Source organism: Stappia sp. P2PMeth1 (assembly GCF_900185735.1).
In the GTDB taxonomy this organism is placed as follows: domain Bacteria; phylum Pseudomonadota; class Alphaproteobacteria; order Rhizobiales; family Stappiaceae; genus Stappia.
Genome location: NZ_FYAW01000015.1, coordinates 34,710 through 55,578, shown reverse-complemented (window position 1 = coordinate 55,578; position 20,869 = coordinate 34,710). Strand labels below are relative to the sequence as shown.

Genomic DNA, 20,869 nt, shown 5'->3' with positions numbered 1-20,869 from the left:
GACCCAAATTCGGCCGGACCTTTCCCGGGCCTCCGCCCCCTCCAGAGACCACGGATGCACCCATGACCAGTGATCGCGACCAAGACATCGCCGAGGCCCATGCCCGCGATGCCCGCACCGTCCTTGCCGCCCTCGACACCACGCCGGCCGGCCTGTCGGCGAGCGAGGTCGCCGAGCGGCTCGCCAGATACGGGGAAAACCGGCTGCCGGCAGCGCCGCGCCGCGGGCCGCTGGTGCGCTTCCTCAGCCAGTTCCACAACCTGCTGATCTATGTGCTGATCGCGGCCGCCGCGATCACCGCGCTGATGGAGCATTACATCGATACCGGCGTCATCCTGGCGGTGGTCATCGTCAACGCGATCATCGGCTTCATCCAGGAGGGGCGGGCCGAGCAGGCGATGGACGCGATCCGCGACATGCTGGCGCCGCACAGTTCGGTGGTGCGCGACGGCCGGCGGCAGGGGATCATGGCGAGCCAGATCGTGCCCGGCGACATCGTGCTGCTGGAGCCCGGCGAGCGGGTGCCGGCCGACATGCGGCTGCTGGAGGCGGCGGGCCTGCGGATCGACGAGGCGCTGCTGACCGGCGAGTCCGTCCCGTCCGAAAAGGAGACGCAGGCTTCAGTCGCCGACGCGCCGCTCGGCGACCGGCACGGCATGGCCTATAGCGGCACGCTGGTCACCGCCGGCACCGGCCGCGGCGTTGCCGTCGCCACCGGCCCGGCCACCCAGATCGGCCGCATCAGCGGGTTGCTGTCGTCGGTCGAGACCCTGACGACGCCGCTGGTCCACCAGCTCGACGGCTTCGCCCGCTGGCTGACGCTGCTGATCCTGCTGGTTGCCGGCCTGGTGCTCGCCTGGGGCTATTATGTCATCCACATGCCGTTCGACGAGCTGTTCATGGCCGTGGTGGGCCTCGCCGTCGCGGCCATTCCGGAAGGGCTGCCGGCCGTCCTGACGATCACGCTCGCCGTCGGCGTGCAGGCGATGGCGAGGCGCAACGCCATCGTCCGCCGGCTGCCGGCGATCGAGACGCTGGGCTCGGTCTCGGTGATCTGTTCCGACAAGACCGGCACGCTGACCCGCAACGAGATGCTGGCGGCGACGGTCGCCACCTCGCGCCACCTGTTCGCCGTCACCGGGGAAGGCTACTCGCCGGAGGGGACGATCCGGCTCGACGACCGGGACGTCACAGCCGGCGAGCATGGTGTGCTCGCGGAAATCGCGCGCGCGGCCGCCCTGTGCAACGACGCGGCGCTGCATCCGCACGAGGAGGGCTGGCGCACCGAGGGCGATCCGATGGAAGGGGCGCTGAAGGCGCTCGCCGCCAAGATCTCCGGCGACGGCCACGAGCCCTATGGCGATCACGCGCGGCTGTCGGAGATCCCCTTCGACGCCGCCCATCGCTACATGGCGGTGCGCCATCGCAGCCCGGACGGCCACACGGACCTTCACGTCAAGGGCGCGCCGGAACAGGTGCTGGCGATGTGCGCCGGCCAGCGCACCCCGGAAGGGGGGATCGAGCCGCTCGACAAGGACTTCTGGACCCGCGAGATGGACGCCATCGCCGGCCGCGGCCAGCGGGTGCTGGCGCTTGCCACCGTCGACGACGCCTGGCAGCCCTCCGGCGATCCGGCCGTGCTGCGCAAGGAGGACCTGGCCGGCCGCCTCATCATCCTCGGCCTTGTCGGGCTGATCGACCCGCCGCGCCCCGAGGCGGTGGTCGCCGTCGCCGAATGCCACGGCGCCGGCATCCGGGTGAAGATGATCACCGGCGACCATGCCGGCACGGCGGCGGCCATCGGCCGGCAGATCGGCCTGAAGAACCCCGACAAGGTGCTGACCGGCAACGATCTCGACGCCATGGACGATGCGGAGCTTTCGGCACAGGTGGTGGAGACCGACATCTTCGCCCGCACCAGTCCGGAGCACAAGCTGCGGCTGGTGACGGCGCTGCAGGCGCATGGCCTGACCGTCGCGATGACCGGCGACGGCGTCAACGACGCGCCGGCGCTGAAGCGCGCCGATGCCGGCATCGCCATGGGCCGCAAGGGTAGCGAGGCGGCGAAGGAGGCGGCGGACCTGGTACTCGCCGACGACAATTTCGCCTCGATCGCCGCTGCCGTGCGCGAGGGCCGCACCGTCTACGACAATATCAAGAAGGTGCTGAGCTGGACCCTGCCGACCAGCGGCGGCGAATCGATGACCGTCGCCCTGGCGCTGCTGCTCGGCATGGCGCTGCCGATCACCGCCGTGCAGATCCTGTGGGTCAACCTGATCACCGCCGTGACGCTGGGCATCTCGCTGGCCTTCGAGCCGACGGAGGACGGCACGATGCGCCGCGAACCGCGCCCGCGCCGCCAGCCAATCCTGGGCGGGGCGCTGCTGTGGCACATCGTCATGGTGTCGGCGCTGATCCTGGCCGGGGTCTTCGGCATCTATTTCTACGCCATCGACCGGGGATACTCGCAGGACGTCGCCCGCACCATGGCGGTGAACACGCTGGTGGTGCTGGAGATCTTCCACCTGTTCTTCATCCGCAACATCTACGGCACCTCGCTGACCTGGAAGGCGGTGCAGGGCACGCCGATCGTCTGGGCCTGCGTCATCATCGTGACGCTGGCGCAGTTCGCCATCACCTATGTGCCGACGCTGCAGATCGTGTTCGGCACGGCGGCGGTGCCGTTCTTCGACGGCGTGCTGATCGTGATGGTGGGCGTGGCGTTCTTCGCGCTGATCGAGATCGAGAAGCAGTTGCGGCTGGTGTTCCGCCGCAACGGCGGCGGCGAGCACTGACGGGGGCGGGGGAAGACGGGGCGGGGGAAGACGGGGCGAGGGAAGACGGGGCGAGGGAAGACGGGGGCGGCGGTCTGCCGGGCAGGGCCGACCGCCGCCGCTTTTTGCGCCTATTCGTAGACGGTCTGCAGGCCGGCGCGCTCGCGCAGGCCGTCGCGATAGATCGCCTTGAACAGCGACACGCACATCAGCACCATCACCAGCGAGAAGGGCAGGGCGCCGATCACCATCGCGGTCTGGATGGCCTTCAGGCCGCCGACGAGCAGCAGCGCGGCGACGACGAGGCCGAGCGTGATGCCCCAGAACAGGATGTGCGGGCGCGCCTTGGGACCCTCGTCGCCGGCGGCATTGATGGTGTTGACGATGAGCACCGCGGAGTCCGCCGAGGTCACGAGGTAGGTCATCAGCAGCACCACGATCAGCACCGCCATCAGCCAGCCGAGGACGGGCGAGAGCATGAGGCCGGTCATGGCGAAGATCTTGTCGCCGTCCGGCACCGAGTTGATGGCGCCGCCCGCGACCCCGGTCAGTTCCATTTCGATGGCGGTGCCGCCGGCGAAGGCGAACCAGACGAAGCACATGATGGCGGGCGCGATCACGGCGCCGACGACGAATTCGCGGATCGTGCGGCCCTTGGAAATGCGCGCCAGGAACAGGCCGACGAAGGGCGCGAAGGCCACCCACCAGGCCCAGTAGAACACCGACCAGGCGCCCTGCCAGCCTTCCAGCGCCTGTGCCGTGTCGCTCTCGCCGGAATAGACGGTGAAGATCATCGAGGGCAGTGCCAGGACATATTCCAGCCCGCCGACGAACAGCGCGTTGAGGCCGAACCAGCTCGAGCCGAACAGCAGGAAGAAGCAGAGCAGGAAGGTGCTCAGCACCATGTTGAGGTTCGAGAGCCATTTGATGCCCTTGCCGACGCCCGACAGGGCGGACAGCGTCGAGGCGCCCATGATGATCAGGATGGCGACGATGATGCCGAGCGAGGAGGCGGTGCCCTGCTCGTTGATCAGCCAGCTACCGATCCCGATCCGCGCCATGCCGGCAACGAACTGCTCGACGCCGAAGCCGAGCATCTGGGCAACGCCGAGGATGGTGGCGATCACCGCGACGATGTCGATGGCATGGCCGACCGGCCCCGACAGGCGGCTGCCGAACAGGGGCGCCAGCGAGGAGCGGATGGTCAGCGGCAGGCCGCGGCGATAGGCGAAGAAGGCGAGCGCCAGACCGGCAACGGCATAGGACGACCAGGCCGAGAAGCCCCAGTGCAGATAGGACCACTTGAAGGCATTGAGGACGTTGTCCGCGCCGCCGGCGGTCGCAAGGCCCTGGATGACGTCCGGATTGCGGTTGAAGTGGTAGATCGGCTCGGCGACCGCCCAGGTCAGCATGCCGACGCCGATGCCCGCACCGAACATCATCGAGAACCACGAGAAGCGCGAGAATTCCGGCTCGTCGTCCGGCCCGCCGAGTTTCATCCGGCCGGCCGTCGGCCAGGCGACGAGGGCGACGCAGGCCAGCACGAACGCGGCCATCACATAGAAATACCAGGTGGCGAAATTCGCCAGGATGAAGCTGTTGAACCCGGCGAGGATCTCGCCGGCCTGCTGCGGAAAGGCCACCGCCCAGATCACCAGCGCGCCGACCGCCAGTTTCGAGGTGATGGTCACGTCGATGATGAAGCCGTTGTAGAAGCCGCGTTCGGCGATCTTGATCGGCAGATCGACCAGGGGTGGTTTGAGGTTCATCCGTCCGTTCCTTTCGTGTCGTTGCGGCGCGAAGGCTACTCGCCGCGGGGGAACCTCTGCCTCTCCTCCAGGACATTGAGGTCCATGTGGTTGCGCATGTAGCGCTCGCTGGCTTTCTGCAGCGGTTGGTAATCCCAGGGAAAATGCGCGCCGTTGCGCAGCGCCGCGTAGACCACGAGCCGGCGGGCCTGCGACTGGCGCACCTCGGCGTCGAAGCGTGCAAGGTCCCAGCGGGCGGCGGCAAGCGCGCGAAAGCGCTCCAACTCGCCCGCGTGCCGAGGATCGCCGGCAAGGTTCTCCCGTTCGTCCGGATCGGCGTCGAGGTCGAAGAGCTGCTCGGGATCGAGCGGGCAGGCGGCGTATTTCCACCGGCCCTCGCGCAGCGCCACCATCGGCGCATAGGAGGCCTCGGCGGCATATTCCATCGGCACCGGCGGGCGCGCCGCATCCCCCCGCGCCACCGGCACCAGGCTCTCGCCGTCGGTCCAGGGCGCGACCTCGCCGAGCGGGATGCCGGCCAGATCGCACAGGGTGGGGGTGACGTCCAGCGTGGAGACCGGATCGGCGACGAGAGCCGGCGCAAGGCCGGGGGCGGCAATCATCAGCGGTACCCGGGCGGAGCCTTCCCGGAAGCTCATCTTGAACCAGAGGCCGCGCTCGCCGAGCATGTCGCCATGGTCGGAGACGAAAAGGACGATCGCCTGCTGCCGGGTCCGCTGCAGCGCATCGAGGATCTCGCCGATCTTCTCGTCGAGATAGGAGATGTTGGCGAAATAGGCCCGGCGGGCCCGGCGGATGTGCGCGTCGGTGATCGTGTAGGAGCGCCAGTCGTTGGCATCGAAGATCCGCCGCGCATGCGGATCGTGCTGCTCGTAGGCGAGAGCGGGAACGCGCGGCGCAAGATGCGCGCAGTCCTCGTAAAGGTCCCAGAAGCGCCGGCGCGCCACGTAAGGATCGTGCGGGTGGGTGAAGCTGACCGTCAGGCACCACGGCCGGTCATCGTGACCGCGCGAAAGGTCCAGCACCTTGCGCATTGCGTGATAGGCGACCTCGTCGTCGTATTCGAGCTGATTGGTGATCTCGGCGACGCCCGCGCCGGTGACCGAGCCCATGTTGTGGTACCACCAGTCGATCCGCTCGCCCGGTTTGCGATAGTCCGGCGTCCAGCCGAAATCGGGCGGATAGACATCCGTCGTCAGCCGCTCCTCGAAGCCGTGCAACTGGTCGGGGCCGACGAAATGCATTTTGCCCGACAGCGCGGTCTGGTAGCCGGCGCGGCGCAGGTGATGGGCGAAGGTGGGGATGTCGGAGGCGAACTCGGCGGCGTTGTCATAGACCCTGGTGCGCGAGGGCAACTGGCCGGACATGAAGGAGGCCCGAGCCGGCGCGCAGAGCGGCGAAGCGGTGTAGGCATTGGCAAAGCGCACCGAGCGCGTGGCCAGCCGCCTGAGGTTCGGCGCATGCAGCCAGTCTGCCGGCCCGTCCGGGAACAGGGTGCCGTTCAACTGGTCGACCATGAAGATCAGGATGTTCGGCCGGCCGTCCGTGTCCGGACGGCCATCGCCCGCGCCATGCATCCGCATTGCCCCCGCCGCAGGTATGTGACTGAATGTTTTTCTTAGCTTGACGGACGGAAACCGCCTCTTCCACAGAGAGTTTTCTATGAATGACATAAGCCGGGATTATATCTTTCTGAGCCGGCACGCCGCCGGGCTCTGCGCCTTCGTGGTCGTCGCCCGCCATGGCCAGTTGTCGGCGGCGGCGCGCGAATTGCGGATCTCGCAGCCCGGACTGAGCCAGCGGCTGAAATCCCTGGAAGACAGTCTCGAGATCACGCTGTTCGAGCGGACCTGGCGCGGGGTGCGGCTGACGGGGGAAGGGGCGGACCTGCTGGCCGCCGTCGATCCGCTGCTCGGCACGCTCGCCGCCGATTTCCGCCGCTTCGCCCAGCGCAACCGCACGCCCTCGGTGCTGGTCTCGGTCGATTTCGCCTTCGCCTCGCTGTGGCTGCTGCCGCGCCTTGCCCGGCTGCGCGAGGCGGTGCAGCCGGTCGATCTGTCGATGCTGACCTCGCAGCAGCCGGAACTGGCGGCGGGCCTCAGCGTCGACCTGACGGTGCGGATGGCCGAGGCGGACGACATCGAAGCGGGAGAGACGAAGCTGATGGACGAGCGCGTGTCGGCCGTCTGCAGTCCGGAGTTCCTGTCACGCTATCGCGGACTGGCGGAGCCGGCCGATCTCCTCGGCCTGCCGCTGCTCAGCCTGTCGACCCCCGTCACCTCGCATTGGCATGACTGGAAAAGCTGGTTCGCGCATTTCGGCGTCACCGATCGGCCGGGCCATGAGCGCACCCATTTCACCAGCTACGACATCGTGGTGCGCGCCGCGCAGGCCGGGCTCGGCATCGCGCTCGGCTGGCACGGGCTGATCGACGACATGCTGGCGCGCGGCGAGTTGGTGCAGGCCCTGCCGCATGTCGCGACCAGCAATCGCGGCTACTATATCCGGGCCGCGCAGGACACGCCCGCCGCCGCCGCCCGGCGCGTGCACGACTGGATCCTGGCCGAAGCCGGGCGGGCGGCATGACAATGGAGCAGGCGGGCACGGCACGGGAGGGAGGCGCGCAATGCTGCTGAGAGGCGAGGTGCTGGAGGGGATCAGGGCAGGGCGGATCAGCCTGCAGTTCCGCCGCTGGAGGCGCCGCACGGTCACACCGGGCGGGACCCTGCGCACCGCGATCGGCGTCCTTGCCATCGGCGACATCTCGCCGGTCGAGGCGGGCGCTGTGACCGACGCGGACGCCCGCAAGGCCGGCTTCCTAGATGCGGCGGCGCTGCGCGACTGGCTGGATGGCGGCAGGCCGGGGACGCTGGAGCGGATCGAGGTGTCCTGGGCCGGCGAGGATCCACGTGCCGGGCTGCGCGAGGACGATAGCCTCGACCCGCAGGCGCTGGCGGAGATCGCCGGGCGGCTCGACGCCATGGACGGGCGGGCGCGCGAGGGCGCCTGGACCGGGCGGATCCTGGATCTGATCGCCCGCAACCCGGAGCGCCCGGCGGCGGAACTCGCCGCCGCGATGGGCCTGGACAAGCTCGCCTTCAAGACCCGCGTGCGCCGGCTCAAGGAGCTCGGGCTGACCGAGAGCCTGGCGGTCGGCTACCGCCTGTCGCCGCGCGGGGCGCGCGTCCACGCGGTCCGGTCGGCGCGGTCTTGACGGATCGATAACCGTTCGGTTATGAGATAAACCCATAGCCATGGAGTTATGGGTTTCATGCCGCACGCCCAAGACACTGCACAAGTCACTGGCCCAGACATTGGCCCAGACATTGGCCAAGACGCCCTCTTTCGCTCGCTCGCCGATCCGACGCGGCGGGCGATCTTCGAACGGCTGTGCCGCGACGGCGAGCAGAGCGTGGGTGCGCTGACGGCGCAGGCCAGCGTGTCGCAACCGGCGGTTTCCAAGCATCTTGCGGTGCTGAAACAGGCCGGGCTGGTGCGCGACCGGCAGGCGGGCCGACAGACCCACTACAGCGCCGATGTCTCGGCCCTCGCTCCACTGGCCGACTGGACGCGGCGGATGACCGGCTTCTGGGAAGCCCGCTTCGACGCCCTTGAAGACCTGCTTGGAAGGATGGATCAGTGACGGATACCCATGAAGACACGCTGTCGGTCGTCGTCGAACGCGATATCGCCCACCCGCCGGAGCGGATCTGGCGGGCCTTGACCGAGCCGCATCTGATCGAGGAGTGGCTGATGAAGGGTGACTTCCGCCCGGCCATCGGCCATCGCTTCGGCTTTCGCGCCGACTGGGGCTCGGTCGATTGCGAGGTGCTGGACATCGAGCCGCCGCTCCTGCTCGCCTATAGCTGGGGCGACCACGATCTCAAGAGCATCGTCACCTGGACGCTGACCCCGACGCGCGGGGGAACGCGGCTGCGGATGGAGCAGACCGGCTTCCGCCGCGACCAGCCGCGCTACTATGGCGGCGCCAAGGCCGGCTGGCCGCATTTCCTCGATGCGCTGGAAGAGGTGCTGGCGCGCATGGAGTGACCGGCTCCACCGCGACCTGAACCACACCGTCACCCCGAACCTGGAACTTGTCATGACCCGAAACGGATGGATCCGACAGACCCACCGCTGGCTGTCGCTCGCCTTTACCCTGGCGGTCCTCGCCAATATCGCCACGAACCTTGCCGGTACGGCCTCCGTCTGGGTGGGGGTGCTGGCGCTGGTGCCGCTGATCCCCCTGATGCTGACGGGCCTGTGGCTGTTCGCCCAGCCCTGGCTCGCGCGGCGGGACGGGACAGCGGCGGCGACCGGAGAGGCCCGTCCCTAATCCCGCCGCAGCGGCGCGATGAAGGGGCTGTCGAGCAGGCGGGCGGCATCGAGATGGTGCGGCGCGATCCGGCCGCGGTTCGGCAGGGCGCCGTCGGCGAGCAGCGTCAGCAGGCTGGCGGCATAGCCGGTGGCGACCGAGGTCAGCGCGTTGAACGGCCCGTAGGCGGCATTGGGCGCGAAACGGTAGCGCAGCGTGCGCTCGGCCTGCTGGCGGCCGCGCTGGCCGCGCGCGGTGAGCACCACATGCAGCACGTCGTCCTCGATCAGCGGCAGGCCGTTGGACAGCAGCGTGCGCAGCAGGTCGCGGCGATGGCGCAGGCCGAGATCGTCGAGCAGGAAGCGCATATAGTCGAGATGGCCCGGATAGCGCAGGGTCTTCACCGTGACGTTGCGCGGGGTGAAACCGGCGAGCGCGTCGAGATCGGCAAGCCCGCCGGCGGTGACGAAGGCCTCGTAGCCGATGCCGTCGAAGGTGAGGCGCTCATACTCCTCCAGCGGCGTCAGCTCGACCGCGGCGCCGTCGCGGATGGCGGCGCTCGGGCGGGTGTATTCCTCGATCAACCCATCGACATTCCAGATCTGGCCATAGCCGAGCCGGTTGGTGGGATGGCGCGGAATGGCGCCGACCCGGATGACGAGATCGGAGACCGGCGCGAAGTCCTTGAGCAGGCCGCAGGCGAGCACGCCGATCAGCCCCGGCGACACGCCGCAGCCGGTGAGCACGGCGCGGTGGCCGGCAAGGGCGTCGAGGCTGTCGCGCGCGGCCCGGGGCGTCGGGATGAAGTCGAGATAATGCGCCTTCACCAGAAGGGCCGCCTCGGCGACGCGGGCGACGGCCTGGTCCGGCACCGCCGCGACGACGATGTCCTGCCCCTCGATCAGGCGGTGCGCCTCCTCGCCGGGGGCGAGATGGCGCAGGGTCAGCGGCAGGCCGAGGCCCTGCAGCCGGTCGAGCGCGTCGTCGGACCCGTCGACCACCTGGACGGCGAAGCGGCCATGGCCGGCAAGGACGGTGGCAAGCGCCGTGCCGACATGGCCGGCGCCGAACAGGGTGAGCTTGACCTGCGACATTTGCTAGCCCTTGAACCTGGCGACGAAGGCCTGCAGGCGCGGGTTCGTCGGGTCGAGAATGACCTCGGCCGGGCTGCCCTCGGCGGCGATGACGCCCTGGTCGAGGAACAGGACGCGGCTTGCCACCTCGGCGGCGAAGGCCATCTCGTGGGTGACGATGGCCATGGTCATGCCGGCCTCGGCAAGGGCGCGGATGACGGCGAGCACCTCGCCGACCAGTTCCGGGTCGAGGGCGCTGGTCACCTCGTCGAGCAGCAGGACTTCCGGGCGCATGGCGAGGGCGCGGGCGATGGCGACGCGCTGCTTCTGGCCGCCGGACAGGTGATTGGGATAGGCCGAATGCTTCTCGGCGAGCCCGACCTGTTCGAGCAGCGCCATCGCCTCCTCTTCCGCCTCGCGGCGCGGACGCTTGCAGACGATCACCGGACCCTCGGTGACGTTCTGCAGCACCGTCTTGTGCGGAAACAGGTTGAAGTGCTGGAACACCATGCCGACATGGCGGCGCAGCGTGCCGATGCCAAGGTCCTCGCCGCGATCGCGGAAGCCGTCGCGCACCCGCTTCTGGCGGAAGCGGATCTCGCCGCCGGTCGGAGCCTCCATCCGGTTGAGGCAGCGGATGAAGGTGGACTTGCCCGAGCCGGACGGGCCGATCAGGGCGACGACCTCGCCGCGTGCAAGGCCGAGGTCGAGACCTTTCAGCACCTCGTGATGGCCGAAGGTCTTGCGCAGGCCGATGGCCTCGATGACGGGGGCGGGCGCGGCGGACAGGGATGTGGCGGTCATCTGGATCTCCTCAGTCGCTGACGCGCAGGCGCTTTTCCACCCAGTCGGCGATCTGCGTCATGGGCAGGAGCATGGCGATGTAGAGCACGGCCATGACGGTGTAGGATTCCAGCGGGCGGTAGGTCTGGCCGTTGACGACGGCCGCCATATAGGCGAGGTCGGCGACGGAGATGACCGAGACCAGCGAGGTGTTCTTGAACTGGATCACCGACTGGTTGATGAAGGACGGCAGCATGCGCTTGAACGCCTGCGGCAGGATGATGCGATGCATCGCCTGCCAGGGGCTCATGCCGATGGCGGCGGCCGCCTCGCGCTGGCCCTTGTCGATGGAGACGATGCCGCCCCGGAAGATCTCGGCGTAGAAGGCGCCGACATAGAGCGACAGGGTCAGCATCGCCGCGACGCGGTTGTCGATGTTGCCGCCGACCAGCAGCGGGAAGGCGTAGTAGAACCACAGGAGCTGCACCAGCAGCGGCGTGGTGCGGAAGATCTCCTGATAGACGCGGGCGATGAAGCTGAGCATGCGCCAGCCCGACAGGCGCATCGAGCAGGTGAGGAAGCCGATCAGCACGCCGAAGACAATCGAGCCGACCGTGTAGACCACACTGATCCACAGGCCCCACATGAAGAGGTCGCGGTACTGCCAGACCGAGTGGAAATCCCAGGTATAGGTCATGGCTGCGCCTCCCTGCCGGGACGGCGCGGGGCCTGTCGCGTCGCTGTCATTGTCTCGGGTCCTCTGGTTTCTTGTTCGTGTGGACGATCACGCCGCATCGCGGCCGCTCCTGTCCATGGCTTGACGGCAGTGTCCTATGCGGCGCGCGGGCGCCGCAATGCAAAGCAAGGGCGCCGGCTTAGCGCATTTCTTGGAAGCTGGCGGAGGCATCGGCGAAGCGGCCGAGGATCGCCGCGATGGTCTCGCGGCTGGCATCCGTCACCGGCACCATCGGCAGGCGCAGCTCCGGCCCGGCGAGATTGGCAAGGGCGAGCGCCGCCTTGACCGGGCCGGGGTTGGACTCGATGAAGAGGCCGTCGGCGAGCTCGGCGACCAACTCGTGCAGGGCGAGCGCGCGGGCGGTGTCTCCCGCCTCCCAGGCCTTGACCATCTCCACCATCTCGCGCGGGGCGACATTGGAGACGACCGAGGTGACGCCGACGGCGCCGAGCGACAGGAACGGCAGGGTCAGGGCGTCGTCGCCGGAATGGATGATCAGCCGGTCGCCGCAGGCCTGGCGCAGCCGGGTGACGCGAGCGGAGGAGCCGCCGGCCTCCTTGATGGCGACGATGTTGGCGTGGCGCTCGACCAGCCGGGCGCAGGTTTCCGGCGCGATCTCGACGCCGCAGCGGCCGGGCACCGAATAGAGCACGATCGGCAGGCGGGTCGCCTCGGCGACGGCGCCGTAATGGGCGAGCAGGCCGGCCTGGGTCGGCTTGTTGTAATAGGGCGTGACGACGAGCACCGCATCCGCCCCGGCGGCCTCGGCGCGCTTCACCTTTTCCACCGTCTTGCGGGTGTCGTTGGCGCCGGCGCCGGCCAGCACCATGGCGCGGCCGGCGGTCAGCGCGACGGTGCGGGCGATCAGGTCCTCGGCCTCCGCCTCCGACAGGGTCGCGGCCTCGCCGGTGGTGCCGACCGGCACGAGGCCGGCGACGCCTGCCGCGAGCTGGCGCTCCACCAAAGCGGCGAAGGCGGCATGGTCGACCTCGCCGTCGCGGAACGGGGTGACGAGGGCGGTGAAGACGCCGCGGAAACGGCTGGCCATGTCGGTCATGGAAGATCCTCCTTGCAGAAGTCAGTTTGAGTTGGTGTCGGCGAGCGCATAGCGCCCGTTGGCGGGACGGCGGGCGGCGAGCCACTGGGCAGCGGCGAGCGCCCCTTCGGCATAGGTGGCGAGGGTGTGGACGCGGTAGCTGAGCAGCAGTTCGGCGGAGCCAAGGTCGAAGCGGACCTCGTTGACGCCGACCGTGTCGCCCTCGCGGGTGACGCGGATGTCCGGCTCCGGCGCGTCGAAGCCCATGGCGGCGGAGCGGGCCTCGCGCACCGTGGCGGCGAGCCAGCGCGAGGTGCCGGAGGGCTCGGCCTTCTTGCGGGCGTGATAGACCTCGCCGACGCCGGCCTCGCCGCCGGGCATCAGCCGGGCAAAGCGGCCGGCGATCTGGCGGAAAGCCTCGAAGCCGAGGGCGAAATTGGCGCTGACCACCATCGGCCGATGGGCGGCGAAGGCGGTGAGCGCGGCGTCTTCTTCGGCGGAAAAGCCGGTGGTGCCGATGACCATCGGGATCGGCTTCTCGCCGACCTCGCCCTGCAGGGCGAGCGAGGCGGCGGGCGAGGAGAAGTCGACGATCACGTCGCAATGGCTGTTCATGGCCGCGTCCGAGGGGCGGTACTCGATGCTGCCGCCGGCGACCGGCGTGCCGACCAGGGCCGAGCGGGGCGAGACCAGCGCGGCGGCCAGCTCCAGCCCGGGACTGGCGAGGACGAGTTCGACGAGGCGGGTTCCGACGCGGCCCGACGCGCCCATGACGGCGATGCGCATGGCGGGTTTCCTCAGTCGATCACCACCTTCGGCTCGCTCATCTCGCGCAGGGCGATGCGCACGCCCTCGCGGCCGAGGCCGCTGCGCTTGACGCCGCCGAAGGGGACGTGTTCGGCGCGGAAATCCGGGCCCTCGTTGATCATCACGCCGCCGACGATCAGCTCGCGCGAGAACAGCTTGACCATGGCATGGTCGTTGGTGAAGACGCCGGCCTGCAGGCCGTAGGCGCCGGCATTGACCTCGGCGATGGCGGTGCGGGCGTCCGAGAAGGTGCGGATGGCGATGACCGGGCCGAAGGTTTCCTCGGCGATGATCGGCGCGTCGGCGGCGACATCGCGCAGCACCGTCGGGGCGACCAGCGTGCCCTTGCGGCCGCCGCCGGCGAGGAGGCGCGCGCCCGAGGCGAGAGTGGCGCCGACGCGCTCCTCGACCAGCCGCGCGGCGGCCTGGTCGATGACCGGGCCCATGTCGGTGGCCTCGTCCGCCGGATCGCCGGCACGGACCCCGGCGACGGCGGCGACCAGCCGGTCGATGAAGGTCTCGGCGATGGCGGAGTGGAGATAGAGCTTCTTCACCGCCGCGCAGCTCTGGCCGGCGATCTCGAAGCGATGGCCGATGGCGGTGGCGACGGCGCGGTCGAGATCGGCATCCGGCAGGACGAAGAGCGGATCGTTGCCGCCGAGCTCCATCAGGCAGCGGACGAGGCCGCTGGCGGTCTTCAGGGCAAGGCCGGCCGCGGGACCGCCGGTGAAGGAGAGCAGGTCGATGGGCGCGCGGGCGAGCGCCAGCGCCGCCTCGGCACCGCCATGCACCACCTGGAACAGATCGCGCGGCCAGCCGGCGCGCACGGCAAGCTCGGCAAGGCGGGCGGCGGCGAGCGGCGCCTTGGGCGAGGGCTTGGCGACCACCGCGTTGCCGGCGGCGATGGCGGGCCCGAGCTTGTGGCACAGGAGATTGACCGGATAGTTGAACGGGGTGATCGCGCCGACGACGCCGACCGGCTGGTAGGTGATGGTGGCGAGCCGGTCGGCGCCGCCCTCGACGATGGCGCAGTGCAGCGCCTCTCCATCGAGGAAGGTGGCGGCATCGCCGGACAGTTTCAGCGTGTTCTGGGCGCGGCGGACCTCGTTGCGCGCCTCGCGGATGGTCTTGCCCATTTCCGCGCAGATGGTGGCGGCAAGGGCTTCCGCATCGGCGGCGATCTCGGCGGCGAGCGCGTTCAGCAGGGCACGGCGCTCCGCCGGGGTCGAATGGCGGAACTGGGCCTGGGCGCGGCGTGCGCGGGCGAGCGCGGCGAGGATATCGGCCGGGGAACTCGCCGGCAGGCGGGCGACCTCGGTCCCGTCGAACGGGTTGCGGACGGCGAAGTCGGGCTCGGTGTGCAGGGCGGCGGTGGACAGCTTGGTCATGTCTGGCTCTCGTCAGGCAGGGAGGGGGCGGGCGCCGGGGCGGCGAGCGCGGCGATGGGAACGGGGCGGATCGGCCAGCGCTGGCCGGTGAACGCGCCGGGGGCGAAGGGGATGGCCGTGCCGGTCAGTGAGCTGGTCAGGCTGCTGGTCAGGGCGGCGGTGACGGCGGCGGTGTTGGCGGCGCAGAACCGGCCCTGGCAGGCACCCATGGCGAAGCGGCCGCTCAGCTTCAGCTCGCGCGGGGACAGACCTTCATCCTCGGCAAGCAGGCGCTTGAGGTCGCCGACGGTGCGGCCCTCGCAGCGGCACAGCACCGTGTCGTCGGCAAGGTCGGCGGGGGACACCGGCGCCAGCGGCGCGAAGGCGCGGGCGATATGGCCCTGGGCGGCGCGGTGGCGGGCAAGGGCGGCGGGCTCGGTTTCGGCATCGGCGGCCTGCCGCCCGGTCGGGGAGGCGAGGCGGGCCGCGATCCGCTCTCCGGCGGCGGTGCCGTCGGCGATGGCGGCCGGGGCGCCGAGCGCGGCGCGGCAGTCGCCGATGCGCAGGACCAGCGGGCGGCGCGGCGCCGCCTCCGCGGCCTCGGGCAGGCCGAAGGCGTTTTCGGCAAGGCCGTCATGCAGGGCGATGCGATCGGCGGCAAGGCTGTGGCCGGTGCCGCGCCGGTCGGTCCAGGATGCGACAAGGGTCTCGCCCTCGCTCTCGCTCTCGGCTGCGATCCGCCGCAGCACGGCGCCGCGATGCCAGGGCACGCGGGCGCGGGCAAGGGTCGCGAGATAGCCCGCCGCCTCGCGCATCAGCGCCGGATGGGACAGCAGGGCAAGGCCCGCCGACCAGCGCCGAAGCGGGTCGCCCGCCTCGAGAATGGCGAGCGGCGGATGGCCGAGGCCGGTCATCTGCGCGGCGACGGCAAGCAGCAGCGGGCCGGAGCCGGCCAGCACCACCCGGCCGGCGGGCGGGCGGCCGGTCTCCTTCATCATCACCTGCAGCCCGCCGGCGGTGACGACGCCCGGCAGGGTCCAGCCGGGACGCGGCAGCACCCGCTCGACGGCGCCGGTGGCAAGGACGAGGGCGCGCGGGCGCAGCGACAGGACACGGCCGGCGTTGCGATCCTCGATCAGCGCCAGTCCGTCGGCTTCAAGCCCGAGAAACAGGGTTTCAAGGCGCAGGTCGAGGCCGGGTGCGGAGGTGAGATCGGCGAGGAGCCGGCGCCAGCGCTGCCGGGAGGAGGCCGGTTGCGGCACCGGCGCGGCGCCGCCGACCGGCTGGCGGAAGATGGCGCCGCCGAGGCTGGCGCGCTGGTCGACCAGCGTGACGGACAGGCCCTGACGGGCGCAGGCGCTGGCGCAGGCCATGCCGGCCGGGCCGCCGCCGACGACCAGCACATCCATCAGCCGTTCGATCCTGCGGGGGGCGTCAGGCCGCATCGCCGGGCTCTCCCTGTACGAGGTGGAGGGGTGCGGGGTGGAGGGGCTCGACGCGGGCGCCCGCCTCGGCCCTGGTCAGGCAGGCCTCGCGCGGCACGCCGGCGACCCGCACGGTGCAGGCCTGGCAGGCGCCGATGCCGCAGAAGTAGCGGGCCGACTGGCCGACAGGATCGCGCCCCAGCGAGACGATGCCGGCGGCGGTGAGGGCGGCGGCGATGCTCTCGCCGTCCGAGAACGGGATCGGCCGCGACATCCAGAAGAAGGTGGGACGGGTCATGCGGCGGCCTGCAATTCGGCGAAGCGGGAGGGCGCGAAGGGGGCAAGGTCCAGCGCCGGCGCCGTGCCGCAGACGAGATCGGCAAGGGCGGCGCCGGTGACCGGGCCGAGGCAGATGCCGTCGCCCTCGAAGCCGGTGGCGAGAAACCCGTTGGCAAGGCCGGGCAGGGGGCCGACCAGCGGCAGCCCGTCGCGCACGGCGGTGCGGGCGCCGGCAAAGCCGCGCAGCAGGCGCACGCCGGCAAGGCCGGGCACCAGCGCGACCGCGTCGGAGAGGATGCGGGAGACAGCGGCAAGATCGGTCTCGCGCTTGTCGCCATGGTCCTCGCGGGTGCCGCCGATGAGGAACTGGCCGGTGCGCAGCGGGTCGACGACGAGGCCGAAACCGCGCGCGGCGGAAGCAGAGGCAGATTCGCTCCCCGTCTCGATGGCGCGGGTCTGGCTGCCCTTGGACAGGAGATAGCGCCCGGACATGATCGAGCCGGGCATGGCGCGGCTCAGCGCCAGGTCGCGCTCGGTGATCAGCAACTGGCCCTTGCGCGGGGTGAGGACGGCTTGCAGGCCGAACAGGGGCGCGGTGCCGTTGCCGGTGGCGAAGACGAAGGCATCGGCGGCGATCCGGCCGCGCGGCGTCTCGACGGCGCGAATGCGCCCGCCATCCGCGTCGCGGTCGAGCCGGATCACCGGGCAGCCGCGCAGCACCGGCACGCGGGCGGCGGCAAGCAGTTGCCGCACCACCTGATAGCCGATGGCATGGCCGTCGCCGCGCACCTCGATGACGAGGCAGGCGGCGGCCGACAGGGCGGGAAAGCGCGCCTGGATCGCCGGCGGCTCGATGGCCGCGACCGCGACGCCGGCCTGAGCGAGGGCGGCGGCATGGGCCTCCAGCACCGCGCGTTCGGCGGGGCTCGCGGCGACGATGAAGGTGGAGCGGGGATGGAACAGCCCGGCAAGCGGTGCGTCGTCGCCCTGAAGACCGGTTCCGGGGGCCGGGTCGAGCCCCGCCAGCCGGCGATAGAGGGCGATGCCCTGGAGCGCGGCCTGCATCAAGGGGCCCGGACGCTTGCTGGCGACGGAGACGGCGCCGTCGGCGGCGCCGGAGGCCTCGGCGGCCGGGGCAACGGCATCGAGCACGGTGACAGTCAGCCCGCGCCGCGCCAGGAAATAGGCGGCGGCGCTGCCAATGATGCCGGCACCGGCGACGACAACGGAAGCGGGTTGCGGATGCGCAGTTGCCACGGGCTGACCCCAGGGGTTGAACATGGGGCAAGTGTGGCGGGGCCGGCGGGGAAGCGTCGATACAAGATGACGGGCGTGCTTGCTGCGGAATTTTGTATCGGCTAAGGGGGAGGCAGCCCCTATGCCGGCACGGCAGGGAGACATGCATGGCCAAGATCAGCCTGACGCTCATCCAGACCTTCTACCAGGTCGCCCGGCACGGATCGTTTTCCGGCGCGGCGCGGGAGCTGAACCTCAGCTACCAGTCGGCGGCCAACCATGTGCGCCGGCTGGAGCAGATCCTCAACGGCCGGCTGATCGAGACCGAGCAGGGCGCCAAGCGGATCGCGCTGACGCCGCGCGGCCGGGCGCTGTACAACCTGCTGCATCCCGAACTCGACATCATGCTGGAACGGCTGACCAAGCTGATCGAGAACCAGCGCTCGGCGCTGCGGGTCGGCATGCCGCAGGCGATCTTCTTCTATCTGTTCCCCAAGGTGCTGACGCGGTTCCGCGAGGAATTCCCGGAGATGGAATTCGCCGTCTACGAGCGCGACACGGTGCTGGCCGAACTGGTCAAGAACGGCAGCCTCGACGTGTGCATCTCCGAGCGCTATTTCGGCGATCCGGTGGTGCCGCAGCGCCTGCTCGGCAGCTACCGGCTGAGCCTCGTCTATCCGCGCGCCTGGGGCGCGGCGCCGGCCCCGGCCGAGGTGCCGGCCTGGGCGCGCGGGCGCCCCTTCATCACCTATGAGCCCGGCCAGACGCTGCGCAACCTCGCCGTCGACTTCCTCGGCCGCGACGGGGCGCAGGTGCAGCCGGCGATCTCCACCTCCGGCAGTTCCTCGGTAAAGCGCTGCGTCGAGGAGGGGCTGGGCTTTTCCATCATCCCGTCCTGGTGCATGCAGGGCGAGGAGGCGGCGATCGCCAGCGTCAGGCTGACCAACCTGCCCGAGGTGCGGGTCTATTTCGGCAGCGCCGGCTTCCTGCAGAAGCACCCCAGCGTGCAGCGGCTGTTCGCCGACTGCCAGGCCGAGCTGGTCGGCCCGGTGCTGGAGCCGCCGCGCGGCGATCTGGCCCATCCGGCGCTGTGAGCGCCCTCGGTTTATCCGGCGCCGTGAGCGCCATTGGTCCTTCCAACATATAAAAAACTGCGTAAGGGCGGCGGCGTCTCTAGCATTGTTCCCACCCCCGCGCTCGCTAGGCTTGACCCCGGCCAACAGTGCTGCCGGGCCGCGCCACCAGACGGGCACCGGCCAACGACACGTCGGGGAACAACGGAGGTCCATTACCCATGACATTCCTGAAGAAGCTGTGCAGCGTCGTCGCCATGACGCTGGCCATCGGCGCCGCGAGCGCCGCGGTCAGCACCGCGAGCGCCGGCACCATCGAGGAGATCCGCGCCCGCGGCGTACTGCGCATTCCCGGCATCCTCAACGAGGTGCCGTATTTCAACAAGGATCCGCGCACCGGCGAGTGGCAGGGCTTCGTCATCGACATGGCGAGCGACATCGCCAAGATGCTGGACGTGAAGCTGGAAGTGGTGGAGTCGAGCTGGTCCAACGCCATTCTCGACGTGCAGAGCGGCAAGGTCGACATGGCCTTCGCGGTGACCGCGACGCCGGTCCGCGCCATGTCGGTGTCGTTCTCCGCCCCGACCTATTACAACAGCTTCATCATCGTTTCGGCCAAGGACGAGCTGACCGGCAAGACCTGGAGCGAGCTGAACGACCCGAAATACACCTTCGCCGTCGATCTCGGCTCGGCGCAGGACCTGATCACCCAGCAGTATCTGCCCAAGGCCAATGTGCTGCGCTTCAAGACCCGGGACGAGGCGATCGTCGCCGTCACCACCGGCAAGGCGGACGGCCTCGTCAACACGATGCTGAACGGCCTCGTCATCTCCAAGAAGGCGCCGGCGATGGGGTCGGTGAAGGTGCCGACGCCGGTGTTGTCGACGCCCTCCGTCATCGCCCTCAACTACGGCACCGACGAGACCTTCAAGAGCTTCGTCTCGGCCTGGGCCGAGTACAACCGCCGCATCGGCAACAACCAGACCTGGATCGTCAAGAGTCTGGAGCCGTTCGGCATCACCCTGACCGACATGCCGGTCGGCTTCGGCTTCGGCGGCTGACCCGGATCCTCGCCCCATCGATCCCTCGCCCCCGCGCCACCGGCGCGGGGGTTTTCGTTTCCGGGGCGGGCTGTGCGGTGCTACGCTTGCTGCCAAGGAGGAGAACGACTTGGCCGATCCCGCGCAGCATGTCGCGCATGTCGTGAAGACGGCGACCGACTCCAATTCCGCCGCGCATTCCAGGCTGGCCGCCTCCTGGCGCCGGTCGCTGGACCATTACGGCCTCGATCCGGGCGAACGGGACGCGGTGCGGCGCATCAGCGGCGAGGCGCTGGCCGAACGCCGCGCCCGCTACGAGGCGATCCTGCGGATCGCGGCGCCGCGGCTCGACGCGCTCTACCAGCTCGTCAGCGCCTCCGGATGCGGCGTGTTGCTGACGGATGCCGACGGCGTGGTGCTGGACCTGCGCGCCGCCGACGGCGATGCCGAAGTGTTCGAGGCCTGGGGCCTGGTGCCCGGCTTCGACTGGTCGGAAGCCTCGGAAGGCACCAACGGCATCGGCACCTGCATCGCCGAACAGCGCCGCGTCATCATCCACCGCGACGAACATTTCCGCGCCCGCAACACCTCGATGAGCTGCATGGACACGCCGATCTTCGGACCCGAGGGCGAGTTGATCGGGGCGCTCGACGTCTCCTCGGCGCGGGCCGACCAGACCGAGTCCTTCAACCGGCTGATCGCCGCGATGGTCGCCCAGACCGCCCGCCAGATCGAGGTCGACAGTTTCCGCGCCGCCTTCCCGCAGGCCCGCATCATCGTCACCGATGCCGACGACAGCGAGACCGCAATGCTGCTGGCGGTGGACCGCGACGACATCGTGCTCGGCGCGACGCGGGGCGCGCGCAAGGCCTTCGGGCTGGGGATCAGCGGCCCGATCCGCCGGGTGCCGGCCTCGGACCTGTTCGGCCGCGAGGACGGACCGACCGGCTTCGAGCGGGCCGAGCGGGCGGCGGTGATGCGGGCGCTGTCGCGCAGCGGTGGCAATGTCTCGGAGGCCGCCCGTGCCCTCGGCGTCGGGCGCGCCACGCTCTATCGGCGCATGAGCCGGCTCGGCATCGGCGAAAACGAGAGCTGACCTGTCTCGATTCCGAGACAGGTCCGATCGCCGACGTCCGCGCGCGGGCTGATCGCCCTCC

Annotated in this window: 20 protein-coding genes; 9 read left to right on the top strand and 11 right to left on the bottom strand. The window is 70.1% G+C overall.

Translation table 11 applies throughout. The features are described 5' to 3' along the window. The first annotated feature begins 62 nt into the window (after positions 1–62). Positions 63–2,795 (top strand): HAD-IC family P-type ATPase, encoded by a 2,733-nt coding sequence (locus P2PM1_RS07700; RefSeq protein WP_186398717.1) that lies wholly within the window; start codon positions 63–65, stop codon positions 2,793–2,795. Positions 2,796–2,905: 110 nt separating this feature from the next. Here the strand turns inward: P2PM1_RS07700 and P2PM1_RS07695 are convergent, their stop codons facing one another. Both P2PM1_RS07695 and betC read right to left on the bottom strand, forming a co-directional pair. Further along, a complete protein-coding gene (locus tag P2PM1_RS07695; RefSeq protein ID WP_186397658.1) occupies positions 2,906–4,543 on the bottom strand; it encodes a BCCT family transporter in 1,638 nt (545 codons plus the stop codon). 35 nt (positions 4,544–4,578) lie between these two features. Then, complete coding sequence (gene betC, locus P2PM1_RS07690) at positions 4,579–6,120, bottom strand: choline-sulfatase (RefSeq protein ID WP_186398797.1); 1,542 nt, start codon at positions 6,118–6,120, stop codon at positions 4,579–4,581. Positions 6,121–6,205: 85 nt separating this feature from the next. Here betC and P2PM1_RS07685 point away from each other — a divergent pair, with 85 nt between their 5' ends. The 5 genes from P2PM1_RS07685 to P2PM1_RS07665 are packed head-to-tail and all read left to right on the top strand — an operon-like array spanning position 6,206 to position 8,879. Then, entirely contained in the window at positions 6,206–7,129 is a 924-nt protein-coding gene (locus P2PM1_RS07685) for a LysR substrate-binding domain-containing protein (protein ID WP_186398716.1), read from the top strand. A gap of 40 nt (positions 7,130–7,169) precedes the next feature. Then, complete coding sequence (locus P2PM1_RS07680; protein WP_186398715.1) at positions 7,170–7,757, top strand: winged helix-turn-helix transcriptional regulator; 588 nt, start codon at positions 7,170–7,172, stop codon at positions 7,755–7,757. 57 nt (positions 7,758–7,814) lie between these two features. Then, on the top strand, positions 7,815–8,186 hold the full coding sequence (locus P2PM1_RS07675) for a helix-turn-helix transcriptional regulator (RefSeq protein ID WP_186398796.1): 372 nt from the start codon (positions 7,815–7,817) through the stop codon (positions 8,184–8,186). Then, entirely contained in the window at positions 8,183–8,593 is a 411-nt protein-coding gene (locus tag P2PM1_RS07670; protein ID WP_186389012.1) for an SRPBCC domain-containing protein, read from the top strand. Before P2PM1_RS07675 ends, P2PM1_RS07670 begins: the two co-directional genes overlap by 4 nt. A 52-nt stretch (positions 8,594–8,645) precedes the next feature. Beyond that, positions 8,646–8,879, top strand: coding sequence for a hypothetical protein (locus tag P2PM1_RS07665; RefSeq protein ID WP_186398714.1), 234 nt, complete (start codon positions 8,646–8,648; stop codon positions 8,877–8,879). Here the strand turns inward: P2PM1_RS07665 and P2PM1_RS07660 are convergent. The 9 genes from P2PM1_RS07660 to P2PM1_RS07620 form a co-directional block, all read right to left on the bottom strand. Beyond that, complete coding sequence (locus tag P2PM1_RS07660) at positions 8,876–9,952, bottom strand: saccharopine dehydrogenase family protein (protein ID WP_186398713.1); 1,077 nt, start codon at positions 9,950–9,952, stop codon at positions 8,876–8,878. The genes P2PM1_RS07665 and P2PM1_RS07660 overlap by 4 nt on opposite strands. Positions 9,953–9,955: 3 nt before the next feature. Continuing rightward, positions 9,956–10,735: an amino acid ABC transporter ATP-binding protein gene (locus P2PM1_RS07655; RefSeq protein ID WP_186398712.1), complete on the bottom strand. Its 780-nt coding sequence runs from the start codon at positions 10,733–10,735 to the stop codon at positions 9,956–9,958. Positions 10,736–10,745: 10 nt separating this feature from the next. Next, on the bottom strand, positions 10,746–11,411 hold the full coding sequence (locus P2PM1_RS07650; protein WP_186389008.1) for an amino acid ABC transporter permease: 666 nt from the start codon (positions 11,409–11,411) through the stop codon (positions 10,746–10,748). A gap of 178 nt (positions 11,412–11,589) precedes the next feature. Then, positions 11,590–12,507 carry a 4-hydroxy-tetrahydrodipicolinate synthase gene (gene dapA, locus P2PM1_RS07645; RefSeq protein ID WP_186397650.1) on the bottom strand — a complete coding sequence of 306 codons (918 nt, stop codon included), beginning with the start codon at positions 12,505–12,507 and terminating at the stop codon, positions 11,590–11,592. 21 nt (positions 12,508–12,528) lie between these two features. After that, on the bottom strand, positions 12,529–13,272 hold the full coding sequence (locus P2PM1_RS07640) for a 4-hydroxy-tetrahydrodipicolinate reductase (protein WP_186398711.1): 744 nt from the start codon (positions 13,270–13,272) through the stop codon (positions 12,529–12,531). Positions 13,273–13,283: 11 nt separating this feature from the next. Further along, the gene (locus P2PM1_RS07635) at positions 13,284–14,681 is read right to left on the bottom strand and encodes an aldehyde dehydrogenase family protein (protein WP_186398710.1); all 1,398 of its coding nucleotides are present in this window, start codon (positions 14,679–14,681) and stop codon (positions 13,284–13,286) included. Next, on the bottom strand, positions 14,678–16,105 hold the full coding sequence (locus P2PM1_RS07630) for an FAD/NAD(P)-binding oxidoreductase (RefSeq protein WP_208985217.1): 1,428 nt from the start codon (positions 16,103–16,105) through the stop codon (positions 14,678–14,680). The genes P2PM1_RS07635 and P2PM1_RS07630 overlap by 4 nt, the downstream gene beginning before the upstream one ends. Then, positions 16,095–16,382 (bottom strand): 2Fe-2S iron-sulfur cluster-binding protein, encoded by a 288-nt coding sequence (locus P2PM1_RS07625; protein WP_186389004.1) that lies wholly within the window; start codon positions 16,380–16,382, stop codon positions 16,095–16,097. The genes P2PM1_RS07630 and P2PM1_RS07625 overlap by 11 nt, the downstream gene beginning before the upstream one ends. Beyond that, on the bottom strand, positions 16,379–17,620 hold the full coding sequence (locus P2PM1_RS07620; protein ID WP_244301444.1) for an FAD-binding oxidoreductase: 1,242 nt from the start codon (positions 17,618–17,620) through the stop codon (positions 16,379–16,381). The genes P2PM1_RS07625 and P2PM1_RS07620 overlap by 4 nt, the downstream gene beginning before the upstream one ends. Before the next feature lie 146 nt (positions 17,621–17,766). Between P2PM1_RS07620 and P2PM1_RS07615 the strand changes: the two genes are divergently transcribed. The 3 genes from P2PM1_RS07615 to P2PM1_RS07605 all read left to right on the top strand — a co-directional run bounded on the left by P2PM1_RS07615 (position 17,767) and on the right by P2PM1_RS07605 (position 20,808). Then, on the top strand, positions 17,767–18,693 hold the full coding sequence (locus P2PM1_RS07615) for a LysR family transcriptional regulator (RefSeq protein ID WP_186398708.1): 927 nt from the start codon (positions 17,767–17,769) through the stop codon (positions 18,691–18,693). A 200-nt stretch (positions 18,694–18,893) separates the two neighbouring features. Next, on the top strand, positions 18,894–19,733 hold the full coding sequence (locus P2PM1_RS07610; protein ID WP_186398707.1) for a transporter substrate-binding domain-containing protein: 840 nt from the start codon (positions 18,894–18,896) through the stop codon (positions 19,731–19,733). 109 nt (positions 19,734–19,842) lie between these two features. Beyond that, positions 19,843–20,808 (top strand): GAF domain-containing protein, encoded by a 966-nt coding sequence (locus P2PM1_RS07605; protein WP_186398706.1) that lies wholly within the window; start codon positions 19,843–19,845, stop codon positions 20,806–20,808. The last annotated feature ends 61 nt before the right edge of the window (positions 20,809–20,869 follow it).